General features: G+C 64.5%; 25 protein-coding genes. 13 read left to right on the top strand and 12 right to left on the bottom strand.

Annotation, left to right across the window (positions count from 1 at the left end; genetic code table 11):
* The first annotated feature begins 47 nt into the window (after window positions 1-47).
* From ptsP to AAG799_RS09775, 7 genes are all read left to right on the top strand, one after another.
* The gene (gene ptsP / locus AAG799_RS09805) at window positions 48-2276 is read left to right on the top strand and encodes a phosphoenolpyruvate--protein phosphotransferase (protein WP_341895647.1); all 2229 of its coding nucleotides are present in this window, start codon (window positions 48-50) and stop codon (window positions 2274-2276) included.
* 61 nt (window positions 2277-2337) lie between these two features.
* Entirely contained in the window at window positions 2338-3381 is a 1044-nt protein-coding gene (locus AAG799_RS09800) for a RodZ domain-containing protein (RefSeq protein WP_341895646.1), read from the top strand.
* Between the two features lie 105 nt (window positions 3382-3486).
* Window positions 3487-4617, top strand: a complete 1131-nt coding sequence (ispG, locus tag AAG799_RS09795) for a flavodoxin-dependent (E)-4-hydroxy-3-methylbut-2-enyl-diphosphate synthase (protein ID WP_341895645.1) — start codon at window positions 3487-3489, stop codon at window positions 4615-4617.
* A 29-nt stretch (window positions 4618-4646) separates the two neighbouring features.
* Entirely contained in the window at window positions 4647-5885 is a 1239-nt protein-coding gene (hisS, locus tag AAG799_RS09790) for a histidine--tRNA ligase (RefSeq protein ID WP_341895644.1), read from the top strand.
* Window positions 5886-5889: 4 nt separating this feature from the next.
* Window positions 5890-6981 carry a peptide chain release factor 1 gene (gene prfA / locus AAG799_RS09785; RefSeq protein ID WP_341895643.1) on the top strand — a complete coding sequence of 364 codons (1092 nt, stop codon included), beginning with the start codon at window positions 5890-5892 and terminating at the stop codon, window positions 6979-6981.
* A complete protein-coding gene (gene prmC, locus AAG799_RS09780; RefSeq protein ID WP_341895642.1) occupies window positions 6974-7846 on the top strand; it encodes a peptide chain release factor N(5)-glutamine methyltransferase in 873 nt (290 codons plus the stop codon). Before prfA ends, prmC begins: the two co-directional genes overlap by 8 nt.
* 240 nt (window positions 7847-8086) lie before the next feature.
* Window positions 8087-8587, top strand: coding sequence for a DUF4167 domain-containing protein (locus AAG799_RS09775; RefSeq protein ID WP_341895641.1), 501 nt, complete (start codon window positions 8087-8089; stop codon window positions 8585-8587).
* A gap of 92 nt (window positions 8588-8679) precedes the next feature.
* Here the strand turns inward: AAG799_RS09775 and AAG799_RS09770 are convergent, their stop codons facing one another.
* On the bottom strand, window positions 8680-9735 hold the full coding sequence (locus AAG799_RS09770; protein WP_341895640.1) for a dienelactone hydrolase family protein: 1056 nt from the start codon (window positions 9733-9735) through the stop codon (window positions 8680-8682).
* Window positions 9736-9994: 259 nt separating this feature from the next.
* On the opposite strand from AAG799_RS09770, the gene trxA reads away from it, so the two are divergent.
* Complete coding sequence (trxA, locus tag AAG799_RS09765; protein WP_144068820.1) at window positions 9995-10318, top strand: thioredoxin TrxA; 324 nt, start codon at window positions 9995-9997, stop codon at window positions 10316-10318.
* Here trxA and AAG799_RS09760 read toward each other — a convergent pair.
* From AAG799_RS09760 to AAG799_RS09720, 9 genes are all read right to left on the bottom strand, one after another.
* Window positions 10315-11646 (bottom strand): folylpolyglutamate synthase/dihydrofolate synthase family protein, encoded by a 1332-nt coding sequence (locus AAG799_RS09760; protein ID WP_341895639.1) that lies wholly within the window; start codon window positions 11644-11646, stop codon window positions 10315-10317. The two genes, trxA and AAG799_RS09760, sit on opposite strands and share 4 nt — an antisense overlap.
* Window positions 11618-12562 (bottom strand): acetyl-CoA carboxylase, carboxyltransferase subunit beta, encoded by a 945-nt coding sequence (gene accD / locus AAG799_RS09755; protein WP_341895638.1) that lies wholly within the window; start codon window positions 12560-12562, stop codon window positions 11618-11620. Before accD ends, AAG799_RS09760 begins: the two co-directional genes overlap by 29 nt.
* 16 nt (window positions 12563-12578) lie before the next feature.
* The gene (trpA, locus tag AAG799_RS09750) at window positions 12579-13400 is read right to left on the bottom strand and encodes a tryptophan synthase subunit alpha (RefSeq protein ID WP_341895637.1); all 822 of its coding nucleotides are present in this window, start codon (window positions 13398-13400) and stop codon (window positions 12579-12581) included.
* Window positions 13397-14608 (bottom strand): tryptophan synthase subunit beta, encoded by a 1212-nt coding sequence (trpB, locus tag AAG799_RS09745; RefSeq protein WP_341895636.1) that lies wholly within the window; start codon window positions 14606-14608, stop codon window positions 13397-13399. Before trpB ends, trpA begins: the two co-directional genes overlap by 4 nt.
* 24 nt (window positions 14609-14632) lie before the next feature.
* Window positions 14633-15274: a phosphoribosylanthranilate isomerase gene (locus tag AAG799_RS09740; protein ID WP_341895635.1), complete on the bottom strand. Its 642-nt coding sequence runs from the start codon at window positions 15272-15274 to the stop codon at window positions 14633-14635.
* 1 nt (window position 15275) lies between these two features.
* Window positions 15276-16013 carry an orotidine-5'-phosphate decarboxylase gene (gene pyrF, locus AAG799_RS09735; RefSeq protein ID WP_341895634.1) on the bottom strand — a complete coding sequence of 246 codons (738 nt, stop codon included), beginning with the start codon at window positions 16011-16013 and terminating at the stop codon, window positions 15276-15278.
* A 71-nt stretch (window positions 16014-16084) separates the two neighbouring features.
* Complete coding sequence (locus AAG799_RS09730) at window positions 16085-16858, bottom strand: SGNH/GDSL hydrolase family protein (protein WP_341895633.1); 774 nt, start codon at window positions 16856-16858, stop codon at window positions 16085-16087.
* Entirely contained in the window at window positions 16858-17634 is a 777-nt protein-coding gene (locus tag AAG799_RS09725) for an SGNH/GDSL hydrolase family protein (protein WP_341895632.1), read from the bottom strand. Before AAG799_RS09725 ends, AAG799_RS09730 begins: the two co-directional genes overlap by 1 nt.
* Window positions 17631-18791 (bottom strand): OpgC domain-containing protein, encoded by a 1161-nt coding sequence (locus tag AAG799_RS09720; protein ID WP_341895631.1) that lies wholly within the window; start codon window positions 18789-18791, stop codon window positions 17631-17633. The genes AAG799_RS09725 and AAG799_RS09720 overlap by 4 nt, the downstream gene beginning before the upstream one ends.
* Before the next feature lie 95 nt (window positions 18792-18886).
* Between AAG799_RS09720 and AAG799_RS09715 the strand changes: the two genes are divergently transcribed.
* Both AAG799_RS09715 and AAG799_RS09710 read left to right on the top strand, forming a co-directional pair.
* Window positions 18887-19906, top strand: coding sequence for a polysaccharide deacetylase family protein (locus AAG799_RS09715; RefSeq protein ID WP_341895630.1), 1020 nt, complete (start codon window positions 18887-18889; stop codon window positions 19904-19906).
* A gap of 253 nt (window positions 19907-20159) precedes the next feature.
* Window positions 20160-21467, top strand: coding sequence for a peptidoglycan-binding domain-containing protein (locus AAG799_RS09710; RefSeq protein WP_341895629.1), 1308 nt, complete (start codon window positions 20160-20162; stop codon window positions 21465-21467).
* 1 nt (window position 21468) lies between these two features.
* Here the strand turns inward: AAG799_RS09710 and AAG799_RS09705 are convergent, their stop codons facing one another.
* Window positions 21469-22008 (bottom strand): hypothetical protein, encoded by a 540-nt coding sequence (locus AAG799_RS09705; RefSeq protein ID WP_341895628.1) that lies wholly within the window; start codon window positions 22006-22008, stop codon window positions 21469-21471.
* A gap of 173 nt (window positions 22009-22181) precedes the next feature.
* On the opposite strand from AAG799_RS09705, the gene AAG799_RS09700 reads away from it, so the two are divergent.
* From AAG799_RS09700 to thrS, 3 genes are all read left to right on the top strand, one after another.
* Window positions 22182-23069: an AraC family transcriptional regulator gene (locus tag AAG799_RS09700; protein WP_341895627.1), complete on the top strand. Its 888-nt coding sequence runs from the start codon at window positions 22182-22184 to the stop codon at window positions 23067-23069.
* Between the two features lie 10 nt (window positions 23070-23079).
* Window positions 23080-23481, top strand: a complete 402-nt coding sequence (locus tag AAG799_RS09695; protein WP_341895626.1) for a hypothetical protein — start codon at window positions 23080-23082, stop codon at window positions 23479-23481.
* A 239-nt stretch (window positions 23482-23720) separates the two neighbouring features.
* Window positions 23721-24959 carry a threonine--tRNA ligase gene (gene thrS / locus AAG799_RS09690; protein WP_341895625.1) on the top strand — a complete coding sequence of 413 codons (1239 nt, stop codon included), beginning with the start codon at window positions 23721-23723 and terminating at the stop codon, window positions 24957-24959.
* 9 nt (window positions 24960-24968) lie between these two features.
* On the opposite strand, the gene AAG799_RS09685 is transcribed toward thrS, so the two are convergent.
* A partial coding sequence (locus AAG799_RS09685; RefSeq protein WP_341895624.1) for an alginate export family protein occupies window positions 24969-26291 on the bottom strand: 1323 nt, incomplete at its 5' end.

Below are 26291 nucleotides of genomic sequence, written 5' to 3'. Positions count from 1 at the left end.
CGGCTGTGACGCCGGGCCGGGCAGCAGCCCCAGGGCCGCGCGGCTTATTGCGCCGTCTCCGCGAGGTGATGGCCGAGGCCGGCACCGTCGATGAACGCCTTGCCCGCGTGGTGCGCAACATCGCCGCCAACATGGTGGCCGAAGTCTGCTCCGCCTATCTGCTGCGCAACGATGAACTCGAACTCTACGCCACCGAGGGTCTGAACCCCGAAGCGGTGCATAAGACCCGCCTGAAGGTGGGCGAGGGTCTGGTCGGCGATATCGCCGCCCATGCGCGGCCGCTGGCGCTGGCCGACGCGCAAAGCCATCCGCAATTCGCCTACAAGCCGGAAACCGGCGAAGAGGTCTATCACTCGCTGCTCGGCGTGCCGATCCTGCGCGACAACCGCGTGATCGGCGTGCTGGTGGTGCAGAACCAGACCCGCCGGCAGTATGTCGAGGAAGAGGTCGAGGCGCTTGAGACCATCGCCATGGTGCTGGCCGAGATGGTGGCCTCGGGCCAGCTCTCGGGTGGCGAAGACCTGGCCAGCACCAATCGCGCGCCATTCGGCCCGTTCCGTGCCGATGGCCGCATGCTGTCGGAAGGTCTCGCCATCGGCGTCGCCGTGCTGCATGAGCCGCGCATCCATGTCGAGAAGACGATTGCCGACGACATTCCGTATGAGAAAACCCGGCTCGATGCCGCCGTGGCCTCGATGCGCGACCAGGTCAACCGCATGCTGGAGACGCCGGACAGCGATCTGGTCGGCGAGAGCCGCGACGTGCTCGAAACCTACAAGATGTTCGCCCATGACACCGGCTGGCTGGCCAAGCTGCACCAGGCTGTCGATTCCGGCCTGACGGCGGAAGCCGCCGTGCTGCGCGTGCAGGGCGATACCCGCCATCGCATGCAGGCGATCACCGATCCGTATTTGCGCGAGCGCCTGGCCGATCTCGACGATCTGGCCAACCGCCTGCTGCTGCATCTGGCCGGCAAGCCGCATCACTCGGCAGCCGAGAACCTGCCGGACAACGCGATCCTGCTGGCCCGCAGCATGGGGCCGGCCGAGCTGCTGGATTACGACCGTCGCAAGCTGCAGGGCGTGATCCTGGAGGAAGGTTCCAGTGCCAGCCACGTCGCCATCGTTGCGCGCGCGCTGTCGATTCCAGTGCTCGGCGGCGTCGAGGGCGTGATCGCCAAGGTCGAGCCAGGCGATATCGTGGTCGTCGACAGCGACCATGCCCAGGTCTTCGTGCGGCCCGCACCGGATGTGGTGTCGGCTTTCCACCAGAGCGTGGCGCTGCGCCGCGCGCGGCTGGCGAAATACGCCTCGCAGCGCGACGATCCGGCAATCACCGCCGATGGCACCAAGATCGGCATGCTGGTCAATGCCGGCCTGCTGATCGATCTCAACAATCTCGACGAGACCAATGCCGATGGCATCGGCCTGTATCGCACCGAGCTGCAGTTCATGGTGCGTCCGACCATGCCCAAGGCGGATGCGCAGACCGCGATCTATCGCCGCGTGATCGAACATGCCGGCGACCGCCAGGTGGTGTTCCGCACGCTCGATATCGGCGGCGACAAGGTGCTGCCCTATCTGGCGAAATATCCGGAAGAGAATCCGGCCATGGGCTGGCGTGCCATCCGTCTGACGCTCGACCGTCCGGCATTGCTGAAGGTGCAGCTGCGCGCGCTGCTGGAGGCGGCAGCCGGTCGCAGCCTGCATGTTATGTTCCCGATGATCGCCGAGGTGGATGAATTCCGCCGCGCCCGCCGCCTGCTCGACCGCGAGGTGCAGCGCCTGGTGTCCCTGCGCAAGCCGGTGCCGCTCAAGGTGCAGGTCGGCAGCATGCTGGAGGTACCGGCGCTGGCCTGGCAGCTGCCGGCCCTGCTGCCGCTGGTCGATTTCATCTCGGTCGGCTCGAATGACCTGATGCAGTTCATGTTTGCCGCCGACCGCGGCAATACCAGGCTGGCCGACCGCTATGATCCGCTCAGTCCGGCCATGCTCAGTTTCCTGCACTGGGTGGTGCAGCAGTGCCATGCCGCCAATACGCCGATCACCATGTGCGGCGAGATGGGCAGCCGGCCGCTGGAGGCTATGGCGCTGCTCGGCCTGGGCTTCCGTCGCCTGTCCATGCCGGCCAATGCGGTCGGCCCGGTGAAGGAAATGCTCCGTAGCCTGTCTGTTCCACAGCTTTCCGAATATATGTCTAAGTTGTATAGCTCGCCCGAGCACAGCGTCCGCGGGCCTCTTGAGGAATTTGCCCGGGAAAACGGTGTAATTGTTTGAAAATGCTGGCCTGATCGGCGCATTGCCGTAATATGTCGGCAGCGCAAAAACAGGCGGGACAATGAATACCCAGTCCGGCACGCAACCGGCCATGGCCGACGCCGCCACCGTAGAGGGGCGCTACGAAGGAGTCGGGCATAGCCTGAAAGTGGTACGTGAGCGGCGCGACCTCGCGCTAGCCGACGTGTCAGCGCGCCTGCGCATCCGCCGTCCCTATCTCGAAGCCATCGAGAATGGCCGCTTTGGCGAATTGCCCGGCGCCGTCTATGTCAGCGGCTTTCTTCGCCAGTATGCGGAATTTCTCGGCCTCGATCCCGAGCAGGTGTTGAAGAACTACCAGGCCGAGGCCGATGGCACGGTGCGCCGCACGGTGCTGAATTTCCCGATGCCGCGGCCGGAAGAGCGCACACCGCGCCTCTGGCTTGTGGTCGGCGCCCTGGTGCTGGCGGGCATCGTTTACGCCCTGTGGTATCGTCATCAGGAAGCCCTGCGCATCGGGCAGGATCTGATCCAGGCCGTGCCGGGCCGGCTTGCCGATCTGGTGCCAAGCCCGCAGCCGATTGCGCCGGCAGCGCCGATTGTCCTTCCGCCGCAGAACCGCATACCGGCGCCGCCGCCGCAGGTTGTCCAGACGCCGGCGCCTGCTGCCCCGGCCACACCGGCTCCTCCGGTACCGGCCCCAGCGACAGCCCCGGTGGCGCAGGCCCCGGCCCCTGTCATGCCAGCAGCACCAGCACCGTCGGCCACTGCTGCGGCGCCGCCAGCCGCGGTTCCGGTTGCGCCGCCTCCCGCGCCGGACAACGCCCCAGCCAGCTATGGCGCCGCCGAAGCCGGCCGTATCCGCGTCGAGGCCACTGCGCCGGCCTGGATTCAGGTGCGCGGCCCGAATAACGAGCAGATTTTCACCCGCCTGCTGAATACCGGCGAACGCTATCAGGTGCCCGATCGTGCCGGGCTGACCCTGCTGACCGGCAATGCCGGCGGGGTGCGGATCGTGGTCGATGGGCAGACCATCGCGCCGCTGGGCGCGGAAGGCGAGGTCAAGCGCGGCATCCAGCTCGATCCGGAACGGCTGAAAAACCCCGGCGGAGAGCGCCAGGGATAGGGTCATGTGACCCTGCCTGCCTTGCCATATCCCGGTAAAGACGCCATGTTACGCCGCGTCCGTCAGACCCGTGTGAGTCTTAGCTGAGCCGGACGGAACCAGACCATGAGCATCCGACCCTATCGCGATATCCAGCGCCGCACGTCGCGCAAGATTTTTGTCGGACCTGTGCCGGTGGGCGGCGACGCCCCCATCACCGTGCAGACCATGACGAACACGCTGACCAGCGACGTCAAAGCTACGGTGGAGCAGATTCGTCGTTGCGAAGAGGTCGGCGTCGATATCGTACGCGTCTCCTGCCCTGACGAGGATTCGACGCGGGCGCTGAAGGATATCGTGCGCCAGGTCAAAGTCCCGATCATCGCCGATATCCATTTCCACTATAAACGCGCCATCGAGGCCGCCGAGGCTGGCGCCGCCTGCCTGCGCATCAATCCGGGCAATATCGGCAACGCCGCGCGCGTGCGCGACGTGGTGCAGGCTGCAAAAGACCATGGCTGTTCGATGCGCATCGGCGTCAATGCCGGTTCGCTGGAAAAGCACCTGCTGGAGAAATACGGCGAACCCTGCCCGGAAGCCATGGTGGAAAGCGCGTTGGATCATGCGCGTATTCTGGAAGACCACGACTTCCGTGAATTCAAGATCAGCGTGAAGGCATCCGATGTCTTCCTCGCCGTTGCCGCCTATCAGGGTCTCGCCGAGGCCTGCGACTATCCGCTGCATATCGGCATCACCGAGGCCGGCGGCCAGCGCATCGGCACGGTGAAATCCTCCATCGGGCTTGGCATGCTGCTGTGGTCGGGCATCGGCGACACATTGCGCGTGTCGCTGTCGGCCGCGCCGGAGGAAGAGGTCAAGGTCGGCTTCGACATGCTGAAGTCGATGAACCTGCGCCATCGCGGCGTGAACGTGATTTCCTGCCCGTCCTGCGCGCGCCAGAATTTCGATGTGATCAAGACCGTCGAGGTGCTGGAACAGCGTCTGGCGCATATCACCACGCCGATGACGCTCAGCGTGATCGGCTGCGTGGTGAATGGCCCGGGCGAGGCGCGCGAGACCGATATCGGTTTCACCGGCGGCGGCAAGAATACGCACCAGGTCTATCTCGCCGGCCAGCCGGCACATCGGCTGCAGAACGAGGATATCGTTGCGCATCTGGTCAAGCTGGTCGAGAACAAGGCCCGCGAGATCGAGGCCGCCAAAACATCTTCTGAAGCGGCGGACGCCGCTTCCTAGCTTCCACCTTTCAACGACGGAGACACGCCGTGGCCCAGTTGCAGCCCGTGCGCGGCACACATGACATTCTGCCCGACGACTATGCCCGGTTCCGCCATGTGGTGGAGACCGCCCGGCAGGCCGCGCTGGTATTCGGCTATCGCGAGATGGCGACGCCGATTTTCGAATTCACCGATGTCTTCGCCCGCTCGATGGGCGAGACTTCCGATGTCGTGTCGAAGGAGATGTATTCCTTCACCGACAAGGGCGGCGAAGGCCTGACCTTGCGGCCGGAATACACTGCCGGCATCTGCCGCGCCTTCATCTCCAATGGCCTGCAGCAGCATGTGCCGTTCAAGGCTTTCGGCTGGGGCCCGATGTTCCGCTTCGAACGGCCGCAGAAGGGCCGTCAGCGCCAGTTCCACCAGATCGACGTGGAGGTGATCGGCGCCGCGGAACCGCAGGCCGATGTGGAAGTGATCTCGGTGGCGGCGGAAATCCTGCGCCGGCTCGGCATCCTCGACAAATGCGTGCTGGAACTGAACACACTGGGCGATCCGGAAAGTCGTGTCGGCTACCGCGATGCGCTGGTGAAGTATTTCTCCGGTCATGTCGAGAAACTGTCGGAAGACAGCCGCAAGCGGCTGGAGAAGAATCCGCTGCGCATTCTCGATTCCAAGGACGAGGGCGATCGCAAGCTGGTCGCCGATGCACCGCTGATTCATGACTATCTGACGCCGGCGGCGAGCGATTTTTTCAAGGCCCTGCAGGACGGCCTTGGTGCCAGTGGCGTGCCGTTCACGGTCAGTCCGCGTCTGGTGCGCGGCCTGGATTACTACACCCACACCGCCTTCGAATTCACCACTACCATGCTGGGGGCCCAGGGTACGGTTCTCGCTGGCGGGCGCTATGACGGCCTGATCGAACAGCTGGGCGGCAAGCCGACGCCGGGTATCGGCTGGGCCGGCGGCATCGAGCGACTGGTGATGCTGAGCGATCCGCAGCCGGTGGTGCCGCGCATCGTTGCCATTATCCCGATCGGCGCTGCTGCAGAAGCCGCTGCGGTGACTCTGGCTGGCGAGTTGCGCCGCGCCGATATCGCCGTCGAGCTGGGCTATGGCGGCAATGCCGGCAAGCGCTTCAAGCGGGCCGACAAGCTCGGCTGCGCGGCTGCCGTGGTGATCGGCGATGACGAACTGGCCAAGGGCATGGTCAAGCTGAAGGATTTCAAGAGCGGCAGCGAGATCGAAGTGGCGCGCGGCGACCTTCTGGCCAGACTGAAGGCCTGAACCGATGGATGTCGCCGGCCTGCCCGAGGCCAAGCTCGACAAGGTGATCGAGCGCTACGAGATGCTGCAAGCCCAGATGGCCGGCGGCGGTCTTGCTGCCGATACCTTCGTGAAGCTGTCGAAGGAATATGCCGAGATCGAGCCGCTGGTGCAGGTCATCAACGAATGGCGCCGGCTGCGCCAGGACGTCGCCGACCTGCTGGTCATGCGCGACGATCCGGCCTCTGACCCCGAGATGCGCACATTGGCCGAGGCGGAATGGAAGCAGGCCCAGGCCGCGCTGCCCGATCTTGAGCGCCGCGTGCTGGTCATGCTGCTGCCCAAGGACGAGGCCGACGAAAAGAACGCCATCCTGGAAGTGCGCGCCGGCACCGGCGGCGACGAGGCGGCGCTGTTTGCCCGCGACCTGTTCGAGATGTATCGCGGCTATGCCGCCAAGCATGGCTGGCGGTTCGAAGTGGAAAGCATTGCCGATACCGAACTCGGCGGTTTTCGCGAGGCGATTGCCACCATCACCGGCCGCAGCGTCTTTGCCCGGCTGAAATTCGAATCCGGCGTGCATCGGGTGCAGCGCGTGCCCGATACCGAAACGCAGGGTCGTATTCATACCTCGGCCGCGACAGTTGCCGTGCTGCCCGAGGCCGAGGATGTCGATATCGATATCAACGAGAATGATCTGCGCATCGACGTCTATCGCTCCTCGGGCGCTGGCGGTCAGCATGTGAACACCACGGATTCCGCCGTGCGCATCACGCATATCCCCACCGGCATCGTGGTGGCGCAGCAGACCGAGCGGTCGCAGCACAAGAACAAGGCCAAGGCGATGAAGCTGCTGCGCGCCAAGATGTATGAGGCCGAGCGGGAACGGCTGGCCTCGACACGGGCCGCCGACCGCAAGGGGCAGGTGGGTTCGGGCGACCGTTCCGAGCGCATCCGCACCTACAATTTCCCGCAGGGCCGCGTCACCGACCATCGCATCAACCTGACGATCTATAAGATCGAGCAGGTGATGACGGGTGAAGCACTCGATGACGTGATCGAGGCATTGATCGCCGAGGATCAGGCCAGCCGCCTGGCCGAACTCAACAATGCCTGAAGGATCGACAATCGGCGCCCTGCTGGCTGTCGCCACCGCGCGCATGAAGCAGGCCGATGTGGCCGAGACGCCGCGGCTGGATGCGATCCTGCTGCTGGCCCATGTCAGCGGCCTGACGGCCGACCGCATCCGCATTGCACCCGAGGCACCGGTCACGCCCAATGTGGGGGCCGCGTTCGAGATGCTGCTCAAACGCCGGCTGGCGCGCGAACCGGTCTCGAAGATCCTCGGCGTGCGCGAATTCTGGAGCCTGGAATTCCGCACCGGCCGTGACGTGCTCGATCCGCGCCCGGATTCCGAAACCCTGGTGGCGGGCGTGCTGGCTGCGATTCCGGACCGCAAGGCTGCCTTGCGGCTGGTCGATTTCGGCACGGGTTCGGGCTGCCTGCTGCTCAGCCTGCTGCATGAACTGCCCAATGCCACCGGGCTTGGCATCGATATCTCGCCGCCGGCACTGGCCATCGCGCAGGACAATGCGGCCCGTCTTGGCCTCTCGGCACGCGCCACGTTTCGCCGCGGCGACTGGGGCCAGGACAGCGACGGCAGCTTCGATATCCTGATCTCCAATCCGCCCTATATCGAAACTGGCGTGGTGCCGCAGCTGGAGCCGGAAGTGACGCAATACGACCCCCTGCTGGCGCTCGATGGCGGCCCCGATGGACTGCAGGCCTATCGCAAACTGATCCCGGATTTGGCGCGGCTGGCAGCGCAGAACGCCTTCGCGGCCCTGGAAGTGGGCATGGGGCAAGATGTCGCAGTGGGGCAGCTGATGGCGACCGCCGGCTTTGCTTCGGTTGCGGTTTTGCCTGATCTGGGCGGTATCGGCCGTGTGGTAACCGGCCGGAAATCCGTACAGATTCCGTGAAAAAGGGGTTGGCAGGGGGGCGGCACCCCCTTATCTTGGACTCCGGGATGACGCGCTCCCAAGGAACCAGCCCAAGGTCTTATCCGGGGTGTTAACCGGGGGCGAATAAGCAGGCAGCGTCATCGCCTCTTCGACTGAATGATCATCGAGAGGCCGACCGCGTCGGGCGCATGAGCGCCGGGATGCGTGTGCGCATGGTGCCTGATTGCGCTATTTGCTGAAAACAAGCGAGATGAACCTGTGAACAATAAGAATCGTCAACGTGGTGGCCGTCCTCAGGGCCGGAGGCCCCATGGTGGTGGTGGCAGCGGCGGGGGTGGCGGCGGCGGAGGAAATAACGGCGGGATGAACAATTCCCACCGCAATTTCGACTCCAACGGCCCCGAAGTTAAAGTCCGCGGCACAGCCACCAACATTTTTGAGCGCTATTGCCAGCTGGCCCGTGACGCCAATGCGTCGGGCGATCGTGTGGCCGCCGAGAATTACCTGCAGCATGCCGAGCACTATTACCGGATCATGCTGGCCCAGGGCGTGACGCCGATGCAGCGCGCCGCCAACCAGCAGCAGGGCGGCCAGGCGCCGCAACAGCAGAACGGCCAGCAGCCGCAGGCCCAGCCGGGCCAGGCGCCGGTCACCGAAGGTGGCGAACAGCCGAGCCTGGAGATGGAACTGGAAGCAGCGCTGGATCCGGAAGCCGAAGCCGCCGCGAAAGCCGAGCGCGACGCTGCCAACGCCGCATAAGCCGGGCAGCCTGATCGCTGCGACCAGTCAAGACAGCAAAAAGGCCGCCGGAGCGATCCGGCGGCCTTTTTAATGGGTCGGCTTTAAAACCGTCAGTTGGTCGGTGGCAGGCTGCCCTGATCGGCCTGGCTCCACATTGCCTCGTCGGCAATGGTGAGCTGGCGGATCGGCAGGCTCTCGGTCTCGGGCACCGTTGGTGCCAGCGCGATATCGATTTCCAGTTCCTTGTCCAGCAGGCCGCGATCGCCGCCCAGATGGCGCTCGAAGAACTCGACCGTGCGGCTGATGCTGTCTTCCTTGGCATCGCCACGGAAGGTATGGCCCTGGCCCTTGTAAATCTTCACTTCGTGCTCGGCGCCCAGCCCATCCAGCAGGTTGGCCAGTTCATAGGCGCGGCGCACCGGCACGGTGGCATCGCGGTCGCCATGCAGCACCAGCGTCGGCGGCATGCGATGCACGCCCTTGCGCTGCACTTCCGACGGCATCGCGCCCACCACATTCACCACGGCCTGCACGCGGTCATCGCGGCTGCCCAGGCTCAGCGCATGGAAGCCGCCGAGCGACAGGCCGAAAATGCCAATCCGCTCCGGATCGACATAGGCCTGCTTGGAAACATAGGAGATCGCCTCGCTGAGCACGCGCTCACGCTCGTCATGCAGATTGGCGGCAGCCTTGCGCACCTGGGGTACGCCGTCGAAGTAATGCACCACGAAAGCGGTGATGCCCTTCTCGGCCAGGGCCTTGGCCTGCGGATAGAACAGCGAGCCGTCGCCCAGGCCATGGGCGCCATGCAGGACCAGCACCGCCGGCGCGCGGCCATCGGGGCCCAGCAGGTCGGTCTCGGCCTTCACCACATCGACGCGCACCTTGCGGCCATCGATCATGAAACCATGGGTATTCTCGGCTTCGGCGGCGCGGCGGGCGCCTTCGGCGGATTTCTGCTTGCGCGGGGTGGCGGCCGCCGGCTTGGTGCCGGGCTTGGGCGTCGCCGCGGCCTTCTGGCTGGCGCGCGGCTGTGCCGTCGCGGCCGGAACGGCGGCGATGCTGCCCAGAATCAGCGCAAGCGCAGAAATGAAGCAGATGTGCCTGAATGCCCGAGTCTTGAACTGCCTGGCATTCAGCAGCGTCGTGGCTTGACCCCCGGCCATCGATCCCCCTGTAAAGCCTCTGTTAATCAACTCGCGGGTCCCCACCCGCTGTCCTGTTTCAAGTTGTAACAAGGCCCGGCGGACCCTGTCTACCTTTGATTTCACTGAAGATTCCCTGCTTTTTCAGGAAAATCATGGGGTTGTGGAAAAATAACCCCCGCTTGACCCCTGCCGGGCGGCTACTTACCTTAATGACCTTAGCTGGATTCGGGGTTTTCCTCCCGGGCCCCGCGCATCCCTTTCAACCGAGGATTCCCGCATGTCTGCGCCCACCAAAGTCACCGACGCTTCCTTCGAGAGCGATGTCCTGAAGTCTTCCGACGCTGTGCTCGTCGACTTCTGGGCGGAGTGGTGCGGCCCGTGCAAGCAGATCGCCCCGGCGCTGGACGAGATCGCCAGCGAGATGGCCGGCAAGCTGACCATCGCCAAGGTCAATATCGACGAGAACCCGATGACGCCGTCCAAGTTCGGCGTGCGCGGCATCCCGACGCTGATCCTGTTCAAGGACGGCAAGCCGGTCTCCACCAAGGTCGGCTCGATGCCGAAGAGCCGCATCGTCGAGTGGATCAACTCGGCGATCTAAGCATTCTCTGAGAGAATTCGGCCCGCGAGATACAGCGAGCCGGCGATGATGACACGCGCATGAGTGGGGGCCGGTGCTGACGCAGCATCGGCCCGTATCGTTTCCGCGATCTGCCGCATGGCCGCTTCGGGGCTGCCGGCGGGTTCTGCCGTCAGTCCGACAGCGCGGGCCGCAGAGACCAGTTCCTCGGCCGAAAGGCTGTTTGCCTCGCCCGGGATGGCGATGCAGCGTGCAGCCTGCAGTCCGGCTGCCAGAGGCTTCAGGAAGCCCGCCGCATCCTTGGTGTTCAGCATGCCGGCCAGCAGCCAGGTCGGCCGCGGCGGCAGCAGTTTCAGTGCCGCGGCCAGCGCCTCGCCCGCCATGGCGTTATGGGCACCATCGAGCCACAGCTCGGTGCCGGGCGGCAGCAGGTCGGGCAATGGGCCCTTGGTCAGCCGCTGCATGCGCGCCGGCCAATCCACCTGGCGCAGGCCGGTGGCGATGGCGTCGGGGCCGATCTCGAAACCCGGCAGATAGCGGGCACAGGCAATCGCCACGCCGGCATTGACCACCTGATGGGCACCGAGCAAAGCCGGGCGGGGCAGGGACAGTTCCACCATGCGGTCGCGCCAGATCAGGCCATCGGCCGTCTCGCGCACCGTCCAGTCGCGGCCCTGGCGGAACAGCGGCGACTTTGTCTCGGCGGCGCGCGCCTCGATGACAGTGATGGCTTCCGCCGGCTGCGGCCCCACCACGCAGGGCACGCCATCTTTCAGGATGCCGGCCTTGTTGGCAGCGATTTTCGCAATGGTATCGCCGAGGAAGGCGACATGGTCGATGCCGATGGGGGTGAGCGCGGTCAGTGCCGGCTGCGGGATTACGTTGGTGGTGTCGGCAATGCCGCCCAGGCCGGTTTCCAGCAGCACCAGATCGGCCGGCACCTCGGCGAAGGCCAGATAGGCGGCCGCCGTGGTGATCTCGAAAAAGGTGATCGGCGTGCCGGCATTCACCTGTTCGCAGCGCTCCAGCAGTGCAATCAGCTTTGCATCGTCGATCAGGTTGCCGGCCAGGCGGATGCGCTCGTTGAAGCGCACCAGATGCGGCGAAGTATAGGCATGCACGCGATAGCCGGCGGCTTCGGCCATGGCGCGCAGGAAGGCCGTGGTCGAGCCCTTGCCCTTGCTGCCGGCGACATGGAACACCGGTGGCAGATGCAGATGCGGATCGCCCAGCCGCGCCAGCAGGGCGCGGATGCGATCCAGCGACAGATCGATCGCCTTGGGATGCAGCGCCGTCAGGCGCTGCAGCACGGCGTCAAGTTCAGCGCGGGCGGGGGCGGGGAGCGCCATGCGGAATCTCCCCGGTCGGCGGAATCTCCAGGCCCGGCCGTGGCAGCGCCACGACATCGGCCTTCGGTGCCGGATCGAGCAGCAGGCCAACGATGCGGCCCAGGGTTTCGCGCAGCGCGTGGCGATGGGTAACCATGTCGAGCATGCCATGTTCCAGCAGGTATTCTGAACGCTGGAAGCCCTGCGGCAGGGTTTCGCGGATGGTCTGCTCGATCACGCGCGGGCCGGCGAAGCCGATCAGCGCGCCGGGCTCAGCGATCTGGATGTCGCCCAGCATGGCGTAGGATGCCGTCACGCCGCCGGTGGTCGGATCGGTCAGCACCACGATGAAGGGCAGATGCGCTTCGCGCAGGCGCTGCACGGCGATCACCGTACGCGGCATCTGCATCAGGCTGAGGATGCCTTCCTGCATGCGGGCACCGCCGGCGGCGGCAAACAGGATCAGCGCTGCGCGCTGGTTCACCGCCAGCGTGGCGGCGGCAATCAGGGCTTCGCCGGTCGCCATGCCCATCGAGCCGCCCATGAAGGCGAAATTCTGCACGGCAATGACGACATCCTGGCTCTGCAGCGTGCCATGAGCGACGGCGAAGGCATCCTTCTGGCCGGTTTTGGCGCGGGCATCCTTCAGGCGGTCAGGGTATTTCTTGGAATCGCGGAAATGCAGCGGATCCTGCAGCACATCGGGCAGTTCGATGGTCTGGTATTCGCCTTTGTCGAACAGCGCAGCAAAGCGATCCTTCGGCCCGATGCGCATATGGTGGTCGCATTTCGGGCAGACATGCTGGTTCTCTTCCAGTTCCTTGGAGTAGATCATCTGCCCGCAGCTGGGGCATTTCTTCCAAAGATTGTCCGGCGTGTCCTTCTTGGTGGTGAACTCGCGGATCTTCGGCAGGACGGTACGGGTCAACCAGTTCATCGCGAACTCCTTTGTCTCAGGCCGCGGCCTTGGCAACGCCACGGACGGCGGTGCTCAGCTCGCGCACCAGCTCCAGCACATGGGCCGCCGGATCGATCTTCTTCATCTGGGCCTCGGCCACGCGTTCCACAAGGGCAGTGCCGACCACGGCGGCATCGGCCACCCTGGCGATCTCGGCGGCACGCTTGCCGTCACGGATGCCAAAGCCAACCGCCACCGGAATCCTGGTGTGCTGTTTGATCTGCGCCACGGCCTTGCCCACGGCGGCGGGATCGGCGGCTGCAGCACCGGTGATGCCGGCAATGGAAACATAGTAGAGGAAACCGGAGGTATTCTTGAGCACGGCGGGCAGGCGCTGGGCATCGGTGGTCGGTGTGGCCAGGCGGATGAAATGGATGCCGGCCTTCACGGCGGGAATGCACAGTTCATCGTCTTCTTCCGGCGGCAGGTCAACCACGATCAGGCCGTCGACACCGGCGGCCTTGGCATCGACCAGGAATTTGTCGACGCCATAGGCGGAGATCGGATTGAAATAGCCCATCAGCACGATCGGCGTGTTGTCATCCTGCTTGCGGAAGTCGCGCACCAGTTTCAGCGTCATCTTCATGCTGGCGCCATTGGCCAGCGCGCGCAGGCCGGCTGCCTCGATCGAGGGGCCATCAGCCATCGGGTCGCTGAACGGCATGCCCAGCTCGATCACGTCGGCGCCGGCGGCCGGCAGGCCGGCGATCAGGCGGGCGCAGGTCTCATGATCGGGATCGCCGGCGGTGACGAAGGTGACCAGGCCGGCGCGGCCAGCGGTCTTCAGGGCGGCAAAGCGTTTCTCGATGCGGCTCACAGTTCCACCCCCAGGGCACGGGCGACATTGAACACGTCCTTATCGCCACGCCCGCAAAGATTCATGATCATCAGGTGATCCTTCGGCAGGGTCGGTGCCAGCTTGATCACATAGGCCAGCGCATGGCTGGGCTCCAGCGCCGGAATGATGCCCTCCAGGCGCGAGCAGAGCTGGAAGGCGTCCAGTGCTTCGCGGTCAGTGGCCGAGACGTAGTTGACGCGGCCAACATCATGCAACCACGCATGTTCCGGGCCGATGCCGGGATAATCCAGGCCGGCGGAAATCGAATGGGCCTCGGTGATCTGGCCGTCTTCATCCTGCAGCAGATAGGTGCGGTTGCCGTGCAGCACGCCGGGCACGCCCTTGGCCAGCGAGGCGGCGTGCTTCTCGGTCTCCAGGCCTTCGCCGGCTGCTTCGACCGCGTGAATTTTCACATCGGGATCGTCGAGGAAGGGGTGGAACAGGCCGATCGCATTCGACCCGCCGCCGATGCAGGCCACCAGCGAGTCAGGCAGGCGGCCTTCCTTGCGGATGATCTGCTCCTTGGCCTCGATACCGATGATCGACTGGAAGTCGCGCACCAGCATCGGATAGGGATGCGGGCCTGCCGCGGTGCCGATGATGTAGAAAGTGTCATGCACGTTGGTGACCCAGTCGCGCAACGCCTCGTTCATCGCATCCTTCAGGGTGCGTGAGCCGGATTTCACCGCCCGTACTTCGGCGCCCAGCAGCTTCATGCGGAACACATTGGGCTGCTGTCGCTCGATATCCACTTCGCCCATATAGATCACGCAGGGCAGGCCGAAACGGGCCGCAACGGTGGCGGTGGCCACGCCGTGCTGGCCGGCGCCGGTCTCGGCGATGATGCGGGTCTTGCCCATGCGCTTGGCCAGCAGGATCTGGCCGATGCAATTGTTGATCTTGTGGGCGCCAGTATGGTTCAGCTCGTCGCGCTTGAAGTAGATCTTCGCGCCGCCGAGATGCTCGGTCATCCGCTCGGCGAAATACAGCGGGCTCGGCCGGCCGACATAGTCGTTGAGGAAGTAATCCATCTCCGCCTTGAAGGCCGGATCGGATTTGGCAGCCGTGTAATGCTTTTCCAGGTCGAGGATCAGCGGCATCAGCGTCTCGGCGACAAACCGTCCGCCGAATTTGCCGAAATGGCCCTTCTCATCGGGGCCGGAGCGATAGGAATTGAGCGCGTTCATCGATCTGTCCTCAGAATGCATTCATCACAGGCGGCGCGCGGCGTCAAGAAAAGCGCGAATCTTCGCCGGATCCTTCTTTCCGGGCGCGCTTTCCACGCCGGACGATACATCCACCGCGCGGGCGCCGGATTTCTGCACGGCTTCAGCCAGATTGTCCGGGGTCAGGCCGCCGGCCAGCAGCCATGGCCGCTTGAAATCGGCGCCCTGCATGATGCTCCAGTCAAACGCCTTGCCGTTGCCGCCGGGCAGCGTGGCATCCTTGGGCGGGCTGGCATCGAACATCAGCCAGTCGACGATATCTTCGTAGTCTTTGGCCGCCTTCAGGTCGGCCTTGGTCGACACCTTGATCGCCTTGATGATCGGCAGGCCGAAATAGATGCTGATGGCGCGGCAGCGTTCCGGCGTTTCGTCGCCATGCAGCTGCAGCAGGTCAAGCCGCGCCTTGGCGAGGATCGCGTCGAGGAAATCGGTTTCCGGATCGACGAACAGCCCGACGCGGTCGATGCCGCTCGGCACTTCGGTCAGCAGGGCTTCCGCCTGTTCGGCGGAAAGATTGCGCGGCGAGGCCGGGAAGAACACAAAGCCAGCCATGTCGGCGCCATGCTCGACGGCGGCGGCCACGGCAGCCGGGTCGGTCAGGCCGCAGATCTTGGTGAACAGCGCCATCTCACGCTGCTCCCGACAGGCTTTCGGCCAGCTCCAGCGCAATCGCCTGCGCGCTGGCCTCCGGATTCTCGGCTTCGGTGATCGGCCGGCCGATCACCAGATGATCGGCACCCAGCTTCAGCGCCTCGCCCGGCGTCATCACGCGCTTCTGGTCGCCGGCCGCCGAACCCTTGGGGCGGATGCCCGGCACCACCAGTTTGAAATCCGGGCCGCAGGCCTGCCGCAGCATGGCAATCTCGGTGGCGGCGCAGACCACGCCATCGGCGCCATTGGCCTGCGCCATCTTGGCCAGCCGTACCACATAGCTGCTGACATCCTCGGTGATACCGATGGCAGCGAGGTCGGCAGCATCCAGCGAGGTCAGTGCGGTGACGGCGACAATCCAGGGGCGCTGGCGGGCCTGCTTCGCGGCATCCACCGCCTGGCGGATCATCGCCGGGCCACCGGAGGCATGCACGGTCAGCATCATCGGCCCCATGGCGGCGGCGGCGGAGCGCACGGCGCCGGCCACGGTGTTGGGGATGTCGTGGAATTTGAGATCGAGAAACAGCGGCGTGCCGACCGGCAGGATCGAGCGCACTTCCGTCGGGCCGTGGGCGGTGAAGAATTCCTTGCCCAGTTTGACGCCGAATCCGGCGGCGGCGGCGGCACGGGCGCAGCGGGCAGCGAAGGCCAATTCTACAGTGTCGATGGCGCAGAAAACCGGGGCGACCCGGCTGGAAAGGGGCATCTTGCTCATGGGGCGGGCTTATAGCCTAAAGCGATACGGAAGTCTCCCCTCGGCAACCGTGCCAGAGCGGCGAAAACCTGTCAGTTTTTCCCGGAAACAGCGCTTTTCTGTTCCGGCCCGGTGACGGCGCGATGCAGGGCCAGAGCCAGCGAATGCGCCCAGCAGGCATAGCCGAGATCGTTCATGTGGAGGCCGTCGGGCGAGACGAGATCGCCAGGCTGCAGATTGCCGCTGCGCAGCCAGTGCCGCATGGCGGCAAAGCGGCGATACAGGCCGGTCCCCTGTTCGGCCGCCACCTCGGCGAGGATGTTCTGCATGGCGGGATAGTCAGGATCCTGCAGCACTTTCGGTGCGTATTGCAGGTCGATCAGCACGACGTCGATACCAACAGCCTTCAGGGCCGCAACGCCCTGGCGAATATGGGCGCGATAGACCTCGACGCCCTGCGAGCGCAATACGGCATTGGTGCCAAGCTGCCACAGAACCAGATCGGGCCTGATATCGATGGCATCGGCGCGCAGCCGCGCGTTCATCTCGATGATGTCCTGTCCGTTGATGCCGTGGTTATGAATAACGACGCTGCCGCCCACCAGCTGCGGCCAGAGGGTGCGCAGCTGGGACGGGTAGCTATGGTTTTCCGTGCTGGCGCCGGCGCCACCGGTGGATGACGAGCCGATGGCAACCACAGTAACGGTTTCCCCGCGCGCCAGTCGCGCCGCCACGCGCGGCAACGGATGACCGAGATCGAGCAATTTGGACGGGGTCTTGCACCGGGTCTGCAGCGGCAGGTCTGCGCCGGCAGCCGGTAGCGCGGCCAGCAAAGAAAATGCTGCAATTACCGCAACATGCCGCATCACGGTGTTGCCAGTTTGGCGGCGGCGACGATCATGGCCGCCAGATGCTCGGCCAGGCAACGATTCTGCGCCTCTGCCTCACGCATCTGCCGGGCCAGATCAGTGCTGCGGGAATCAAAAACTTCAGCCTCTGCCCAGTGACGCATGATCTCGAAGCGTGGGAACAGGGCCGCATCCTCGGCAACGGCGATCTGCACCATTGCCGCATTATATGGTTCGACATCCACCATGGCTGACAGCCGCATGCGGAATTGCGGCGCCACCAGCAGGACATCGCTGCCGGCACTGCGCAGGCGCTGCAGTCCACTGTTCAAGGCTTCGGCGAAGCTGTTGATATCGACCTTCTGTGCCGCGTCGACATTGCCGGTCTGCCAGATCACCAGATCGGGCTGCAGTGCCGGTATTTTCTGCGCGATCGCGTCGGCCATCTGTGCCGCCGTGAAGGTACGCTCCGACAGGTTGTCGATCCGCAGGGTGGCGTCCTTCAGTCGCTGGCCGAGCGCATCGGGCAGGCCGACGACATACGAGCGCGGCAGTCCCTTGGTGGTCTGCAACGATGAGGAACTGCCCAGGATGACAATGCGCAGCGGTTCACCACTTTTCAGGCGCCGTGCCACCCGTGGCATCGGCTGCTCGTTGTATGTCATCAGGTCTGGCAAGGCGCAGCGCGGATCGTCAGCCGCCACGGCAGGCGGCAGGGCGGCGGCTGCCGCCAGCAGCAACCCGGCCATGCCGCGAAGGAACCACTGCTTATGAAGAAACCACCGGCTGCTCATGCGCCCACCTGACCGCTGGCCGTGCGACCACTTTCGACCGTCTTGTACCAGGTCATCAGCGCCGCCAGTGCGACCATCAGGCCGATACCGGTCAGGCTGACCACCATCTGCGCCACCAGGCCGGCGGCGATCTCGCTGAGTATGAAATGACCGGCGAAAGACAGGAAGATGCCGGCGCAGAAAACATGCAGTGAATGCCGCCCGCACAGGATCAACAGCTGGCTGGAGCGCCAGCCAAGGAAGGCGGCATCGGGCTTGACCAGCAGCACCACCAGCCAGGCCTGGGCCAGGAAGTGCAGCAGCCGCCAGATATCCATCTCGGTCTTGTCGATCGGATAGAGCAGGCGTGCCAGCGCATCGGGCACATAGCCGGCCCAGGACATATGCAGCCAGCTGAGCACGATCAGCAGGGCGAAGATCAGGTACAGCGCCGCCAGGATGGTGACCGGTGCCACAGGAAGCCGCCGCCATGGCGCGCTCTGGCGATGCATCGCGCACCAGGCGCCCAGCACGAACAGAAACTGCCAGGCCAGAGGATTGAAGAACCAGTTGCCATCCGGATAAGCGGGCAGGTTCCAGTGCTTGAACTGCACGGCGAGCCAGAGCAGGAAAGAGGCCGCCAGCACGCTATGCGGCCGCCGCTGCAGCAGCCACATGACCGGCGGGAAGGCCGCCATCAGGGCGATATACATCGGCAGCACATCCATATTGACCGGACGGAATTTCAGCAGCAGCGCCTGCAGCATCAGGATATGCGGCGCCTCGAACAGCGGCGCGATATTCATCTCCTCGGCGAGATCGAGATTGTAGCGCGTCGCCAGCCAGGCGATCTGGGCGATGAAGATAATGAACAGGAAGACATGGGCGGTATAAATCTGCCACACCCGGCGCCAGATGCGTGCCAGCCCGATCACGAAGCCCTGCTTCTGCATGGCGGCGCCATAGGCGAGGAAGACCGAATAGCCGGAGATGAAAACGAAGGCCTCAGTCGCATCGGAGAAGCCGTAATTGCGGTTGGAGATCCAGCTGACGGCATTGTTGGGGATGTGGTTGAGGAAAATGAACAGCAGGGCCAGCCCGCGGAAGAAATCCAGCCGCAGGTCACGGGTCTTTGCGGCCGGGGTGACGGCGGCGGAAGGCGGGCCCGATGCGGCCATGGTGAAGGCATCCTCCTGTTCGGCATTATCGGGAGCGGCTAGGATGCAGGCAATCCCTGTCCCGGTGCCCGGGCGCCCAGCCGCAAAGAATTCGCATGTTCCGCTCCCTTCTGATTGCTGCCCTGACCCTGACAGTAACCCTGCCGGCCGCCGCCGCTGATCATGCGACCATCCTGATGTACCACCGTTTTGGCGAGAACACGGTGCCGAGCACCAATATCCGGCTCGAGCAGTTCGACGCCCATATCGCCGAGCTGAAATCAGGCCCCTATAAAGTGATGGGCCTGCCCGAGATCGTGGCGAAGCTGAAATCCGGTGAAAGCCTGCCCGACCGTGCCGTGGCGATCACTGCCGACGACGCCTATATCTCTGCTTTCACCGAGGGCTGGCCGCGCCTGAAGAAGGCCGGCATCCCCTTCACCCTGTTCGTCGCCACCGAGCCGGTGACCAGCAAGCTGCGCGGCTATCTGACCTGGGACCAGATCCGGCAGATGAAGGCGGAAGGCGTCACCATCGGTGCGCACAGCCATCGCCATCCTTCGCTGCCGGCGCTGTCGCCAGAGAAGGCCCGCGAGGATCTGGAAACGTCCAGGACCATCTTCGAGAAGGAACTGGGCGAGCAGCCGGCGCTGTTTGCCTATCCCTTCGGCGAATGGGACACGCGCAGCCTGGCACTGGTGAAATCGCTGGGTTACAGCGTCGCCTTCGGCCAGCATTCCGGCGTGGCGCATAGCAAACACGACATGTTCTGGCTGCCGCGCTTCCCGATGAACGAGAGCTTCGGCTCGGTCGAACGCGTGCGCCAGGCGCTGAACGCCCTGCCGCTGCCGGTCAGCGATGTCGAGCCGGCAGATGTGCTGATCCGGCTGGGCCAGACCGCCAATCCGCCGGTGCTGCGCTTCACCGTGGCGCCGGGCATCGAGCGGCTGAAGCAGATGGTCTGCTACACCGGCGAGGGCAAGGCGATCCCGCCCAGGGAGATCGGCGAGCGGCGCTACGAGATGCGGCCGTCGGAAGCGATGAAGCCGCCGCGTGACCGGATTTCCTGCTCGGTGCCGAGCGCGGAGCAGGGGCGCTACCGCTGGTTCGGCATCCAGTTCACGGTGGCGAAATAAGTCTCTTCGCGCCTGCCGGACGCTTAACCGCGCTTATTTCACCCTAATTCCGGCTTATCCGCGCTTAAGTCGGGCTTATTTCGTCTTATCCCGCGCTAAAAGCCGCTTATTCCACTTTAAAGCCCGCCGGCAGGACTTTGCGGCGGCCAATTTTCGATCTTGACAAGAAAGAACATATCATGTACATATTAGAGGAATATAGTCAAGACATTTTTAGAGAAATCCATATTTCCACCTGCATAGGACACCTGCCATGTCGCTGCTGCCGCTGCCGGACGATCAAGATACTGGCCTGCCCGATTTCAGCCTTCCCGATCTGGATCCTTTCAGTCTGTCAGGTTCGGTCGGCCGCTTCGGTGACAACGACCGTAACGATGTGATCAAGGCCCAGGTGCTGTTCGGCAATACCGGCGATTACGACCTTGCCGCGCTGGGTGCGCCGACCGGCTGGCCCGGCGGCGAACTGGACCAGGCCATGCAGCGGTTCCAGAAGGATCGCGGCCTCACGGTCGATGGCATCATGCTGCCGGGCGGCGAAACGCTGCAGGCCCTGCAGGGCGAACTGGGCAATCGCCTGAAAGGCTACGCCGTGCCGACGCCGGATGTCGTCGACCGGTTTTATGATGGCCGCAACAGCTTTGGCGCCGAAGCCAAGCCGCTGCCGGCCATTGTCACCGCCGAGCAGCGCGATGGCCATCCCCTTGGCGTAATGCGGCCCGCGCAGCAGATGGTACCGCAGGCGGCATCGCAGGTGGTGATGAGCGATGCAGATGACACACCGTCTGCGCCGCTCTGGCGGGCCGGTGCCCAGCTGGCGCAGGCCGCGCCGACTGTCAGAGCGCCGTCGGCGCCGGCCACCAAACCCGCGGCATCCGTCGCTGCGGAACTGCCGGTGGTCAAGACGAGAGTGTTCAGCGACAAAGCCATCCCGCTGCCGGCGTCCAAGACCAGCACCTTCGATCAGCCAGAGAACAAGGGCGCCTGGGATGGCTTCCAGGCCGGCCTTGCACGGCAGCTGCCGAATTCACCGGTGTTGCGTCAGGCCTACAGCGATATCTACGCCGTGGAGGGCGGCAAGTTGCCCGATCCGAATACCGGCGCGGTGGGCGGCATCATGCCGGGCACGCTGCAGGATATGCGCAAACGCGGCAAGCTGCCCGATCTGCCCGCCGACCTGAAACCGGCAGATCTGAACCCGGCCCAGCAGGTCGAAGTGATGCATGCCTATGTCAACGATGTGATGCATACGTCCGGCGGTGCCGCGGCGCTGGAACGGCTCGATCCGGCCCTGGCCTTGGCCGTGGCAGACACCCTGTATGCCGATGGCCGCAGCAAGGGTGCTGAATTTCTGCAGAAAGCAGTGCAGAAGACCGGCGGCCAGATCGAACAGGACGGCAAGATGGGGCCGCAGACCTTTGCGGCAATCGTGGCGATGAATGGCGATCCGCAGGCACGCGATCGCCTGTTGTCCGCCCTTGCCGAGGTGCGCATCGGTGCGAAGGAACGACTGCCGGGCGAGATCACCCGCATCAATCGTCTGAGGCCGCGGTCCGGTAACTAGGTCAGTATCTTTTCTGGTGGCGCCTGATCACCGTCCAGATTTCGCCCTGCCTGCGCAGCTGGAGATACATGAGCGGTCGTTTCTCGACATTGAGGCCGCATTTTGGAGCGGACAGGCTGCCGACACATGTGTTCTCAATGACCCCGAGCAGAAGATCGCCGTCCTGCGGCTCGACCGGCCCTTCATTTTCGCGGTCGATCCGACTGTTGGCCGAAAGGCGCCGGCCTTTGACAATACGATATTCGTACCAGGAATAGACCATACGCGGAAAGTCCCGCGGATTGGGCAGTGTCGAGTATTGGATCAGTCGGCAAAGATCTGGCTCGGACCGTTCGATACAGGCATACAGCGTTGTCAGCGTGCAATGCACCGTTCTGGGATCGCCAACGCATTTGTGGCTGGTGGTCTCATTATCCGGAGTCACCCGGTGCCATACACCGGGTTTATCGACGGGCGGCAGGTCGGAATTACCGGCCTGCGCGACCGCGATGCAGGGCAGGCCGGCAAGCAGTAGTAGCAGCGGGAAAAAACGAGTGACCATGCCACCAGCATAGCAATGTGGGGCGCATGAGGCGAGATGGATAATGTCCCTCGCGCGTGTCATGCGCATGTATGTAAATGGCCGTCGCGCGTACCGATGGCAGGCGTGCAACTCCGCAAGATTTATCAAATCGGGTCATGCTAGCGTCTGTTCAATCAGAAACAGGAAATGCCATGTCCGATTTCGCCTCTTGTGATTCTGCCAGCCCTGACTCGCCGGGACAGGCCAGCTATATCCGCCGCTTCACCCGCGTCATCGAATACATCTATGCCAATCTCGACGCGGCGCCCGATCTCAATACGCTGGCGGAGGTGGCGGCCCTGTCGCCTTGGCACTGGCACCGCATCTGGCAGGCGGTTTACGGCGAAACCGTGGCCGCCACGGTGAAGCGCCTGCGCCTGCAGCGCGCGGCGGCCGACCTGGTGCAGACCGAACGCCCGCTTGATGAAATCTGGCCGCGCGCCGGCTATGGCAGCCTCGCTGCCTTCAGCCGCAGCTTCAAGGATGCCTATGGCATGCCACCGGCGGAATATCGCAAGACCGGCAGCCATACCCGCTTCACCATGCCTTTCTCTCCCAAAGGAGTGTCCGCCATGCGCGACGTCGCCATCAAAACCCTTGCCCCCGCCACGCTTGCCGTGATCCCGCATCGGGGCTCCTACATGCAGATCGGCCGAGCCTTTGAAACCCTGTTCGGCACGCTGGCGGCGCGCGGCCTGCTGCGGCCGGGCCTGTGCATGAAGGGGCTGTTCTATTCCGATCCGACCGCGGTGCCCGAGGCGGAGTTGCGGTCGGCCGCCGGCATCCTGCTGCCCGACGCCGATTTTCCGGTGGAGGCGCCGCTGGAGCGCGCCAGCCTGCGCGGCGGCGACTATGCCATCCTGCGCCATAAGGGGCCTTATTCGGATATGAGGGCGGCCTATGACTGGCTGTATGGCGACTGGCTGGTGCGTTCGGGGCGCGAGGCCGCCGATGCACCGGTTTTTGAGGATTATCTCAACAATCCGCGCGAAGTGGCGCCGACCGAGCTGCTCACCGATATCTGTCTGCCCCTGAAGTAATGGCGCTCGAATGAAAAGCTGGACCGACAAGCTGCACGCTGGCCGGCCACATCAGGTGAAGCCGGCGCCGATCGACATCGCCGGCATGAAGCGCGGTCAGATCATGCTGGTTCCTTCGCCACAGATTGTCGATGCCTTCATCCGCGCCATCCCGCAGGGCCAGGGCATGGATGTGCCCATGCTGCGCCGCAGGCTGGCGCGCAAATACAAGGCCGAGGTGACCTGCCCGATCACCATGGGGTTCCAGCTGCGCATCGTCGCCGAGGCGATGCTCGAGGCACACGCAAATGGTGCGCCGCTGAAAAACCTCACGCCGGTATGGCGCGTTCTGGATGAATCCGTGCCCGTGCTGGGGCGACTGGGCGCAGGCAAGACTGTGATCCTGGCGCAACGCAGGGCCGAGAAATTGTAGCCTGTAATTTTCTTGCTTGACGCTTTGCCGATCTGCGCATACCGTCCGCGTCACCATGCAGAGCATTATTCTCACCGTAGCTACCATTAAGGTTACCGCCGCCGGCGGTGCCATGGGTTGTTGCGCGTAGAGTAGGTCACGCATAGCAAGACACCCAGAGGCCCCGCCGGCGACGGACGGGGCCTCGGTGTTTCCGGGGCTTCGTTCATCACCGGCCGCTTCGCAACCCGGAGACGGACATGAACAGTTTCAGTCCCAGTAGCAGCCTGAATTCTCGGTTGAATTCCGAAACGGACCCCTATGACCACCGTGTGCTGGGCACGCGGCTGGACCTCTTCCACCAGCAGGAGGAAGGGCCGGGCATGGTGTTCTGGCATCCGCGCGGCTTTGCGCTCTATCGCGTGATCGAGGATTACATCCGTCGCCGCATGCGCGAGGTGGGATTCGCCGAAATCCGCACGCCGCAGCTGCTGAGCTACAGTCTGTGGGAGGCCAGCGGCCATGCCGACAAGTTCGCCAACGAGATGTACCGCCTGAACAGCGGCAACCGGCCGTTTGCGCTGAAGCCGATGAGCTGCCCCGGCCATGTGCAGGTGTTTTCCAAGAGCCTGCGCTCGGTACATGACCTGCCGCTGCGCTATTGCGAATTCGGCGCCTGCCATCGCGACGAGCCTTCGGGTGCCCTGCAGGGCCTGATGCGCACCAAGAGCTTCACGCAGGATGATGCGCATATCTTCTGCACCGAAGCCCAGGTGGAAGGCGAGGTGCAGCGTTTCTGCGAGCTGCTGCGCAGCATCTATCAGGACTTCGGTTTCGGCGCGCCGCTGGTGTTCTTTTCCACGCGGCCGGCGAAGCGCGCCGGCGACGATGCCACCTGGGACCGGGCCGAAGCCTCGCTGGCAATGGCGGCGCGGCGTGCCGGCATCGATTTCGGCATCAAGAGCGGCGAGGGCGCCTTCTACGGGCCGAAGCTGGAATTCCACCTGCGCGACAGCCATGGCCGCGCCTGGCAGTGCGGCACGATCCAGCTGGATTTCGTGCTGCCCGAGCGGCTGGGCGCCGATTATGTCGCCAGCGATGGCAGCCGCCAGCGGCCGGTGCTGATCCATCATGCCGTGCTGGGCAGCATGGAACGCTTCATCGGCATGTTGCTGGAGCATCACAAGGGCGCGCTGCCGCTGTGGCTGGCACCCGAGCAGATCGCGGTGGCCAGCGTGACCAGCGCGCAGGAGGGCTATGCCCGCAAGGCGGCGGCAGCGCTGGGCCGTGAAGGCTATCGCGTCAGTGTCGATGGCCGGCCCGAGCGGATCGGTCGCAAGATCGCCGAGGCGCATGACCAGGGCCTGCCACTGCTGGCGATTGCCGGTGAGCGCGAGATGGAACGCGGCACGCTGACCTTCCGCCGCCGCGACGGCAAGCAGGAAGAGATGTCGCTGGCCGATGCAGCGCGGCGCTATCGCGAGGAGGCGTTCCGCTAGGGTGGCGGGTTAGAAGCTGTAGCTGAACACCATCTGGCCAAGCCAGGTGGTGCGGTCGGTGGCATCCGTGGTGCCAAGCTGCTGGCGCCGGCCGTCGCCGGCCTTGGCTGCGCCCAGCACGGCGGCTACCGAAAAGCCCGGCAGCGGCGTGGTCCACAGGGCATAGACGTCGACCTCATCAAGCAGGCGTTCGGATCGTACGCCATTGGCATAGTCGCGCTTGGCGAAGTCATGCCGGTACCAGATCGCGCCGAGGCTCAGGGTTTCCATCGGCTGCAGCTTCAGATGCGTCATATGGCTGTTCAGGTTGGAATTGCTGCCGACATAGCGGGCATAGATCTCGCCCAGATCCCAGCTGCCATAGCCGCGCGGTCCGCCGGCGCTGAACAGCGAGTCCCAGCCATTCTCGACGGTGTCGTTGGCGTTGTTGTCGCCGCTGAAATGCATGTAGCGGTAGCTCAGGCGCGGCTGCCAGGGCAGGGCGGAGAAGGTGTATTGCGGTTCGACATACCAGGCCTCGGCACGCAGGCGCCGGCCGGTGGCGCTGTTGCGCTCGCGGGCGATTTCGCCATACAGCGCCGCATCCTGCCAGCCTTCGCCCAGTGCGCTGAGCAGTGCGCCGCCCGAGCGCAGGGCATAGACGGTCATGCCGTCGCGGCGCGGGCTGATGGCCTGGTCGGCATCGGTCAGGCTCAGCACGGTGGCGCCGATATACCACTGGCGCTCCTCATATTCGCTGCGGCCATGGTCGCGATGGCTGGAGGCGAACCATTCGATATTGCCGCCATGCAGGGAGGTCGCGGCGGCATCCTTGCCGCGCAGATACTGCTGGTCACTGTTGCTTTCGAGATGAAACAGATCGGCGCGCACCGGTTCGGTGTTGATACGCAGGATCGCGGTGCGGTCGAAGGCACTGCGCGGACCGAGCACGTAGTTGTTGCGGCGGAAACTGTCGAGCGTGCCATCGGCGATCAGGAAGCCGTCGCCGACCACGAAGCCCTGGCGGCCGGCGGAAATGTCGATGGCGTCCTCGCCGAGCGTGGCAAAGGCGAGGCCGGATTTCCAGCCCAGATAGGCTTCGCTGAGGCCGAATGCGCTGGGCCGCAGGTCGGTGACTGAATTGCGCTGTGCCTCGCCATCGCCGCGGGTGGCGCTGCCGGTCACCTTCACGCCGCCATAGAGCGTGGTGTCGTCGAGGAAATAGGCAGCATCGAGGCCGGGCGTGACATAGGCTTCGGCCCAGTTGCGGCCGCCCTTGCGCCGGCCATGCGAGGACAGGCTGCCCAGGCCGTTCTGCGCATTGCTGACGCCGAACAGGCCGAGGCCGGCATC

It is taken from the genome of Ferrovibrio terrae, assembly GCF_943371255.1.
Lineage (GTDB): Bacteria > Pseudomonadota > Alphaproteobacteria > Ferrovibrionales > Ferrovibrionaceae > Ferrovibrio > Ferrovibrio terrae_B.
This window is presented reverse-complemented; position numbering and strand designations above follow the sequence as displayed.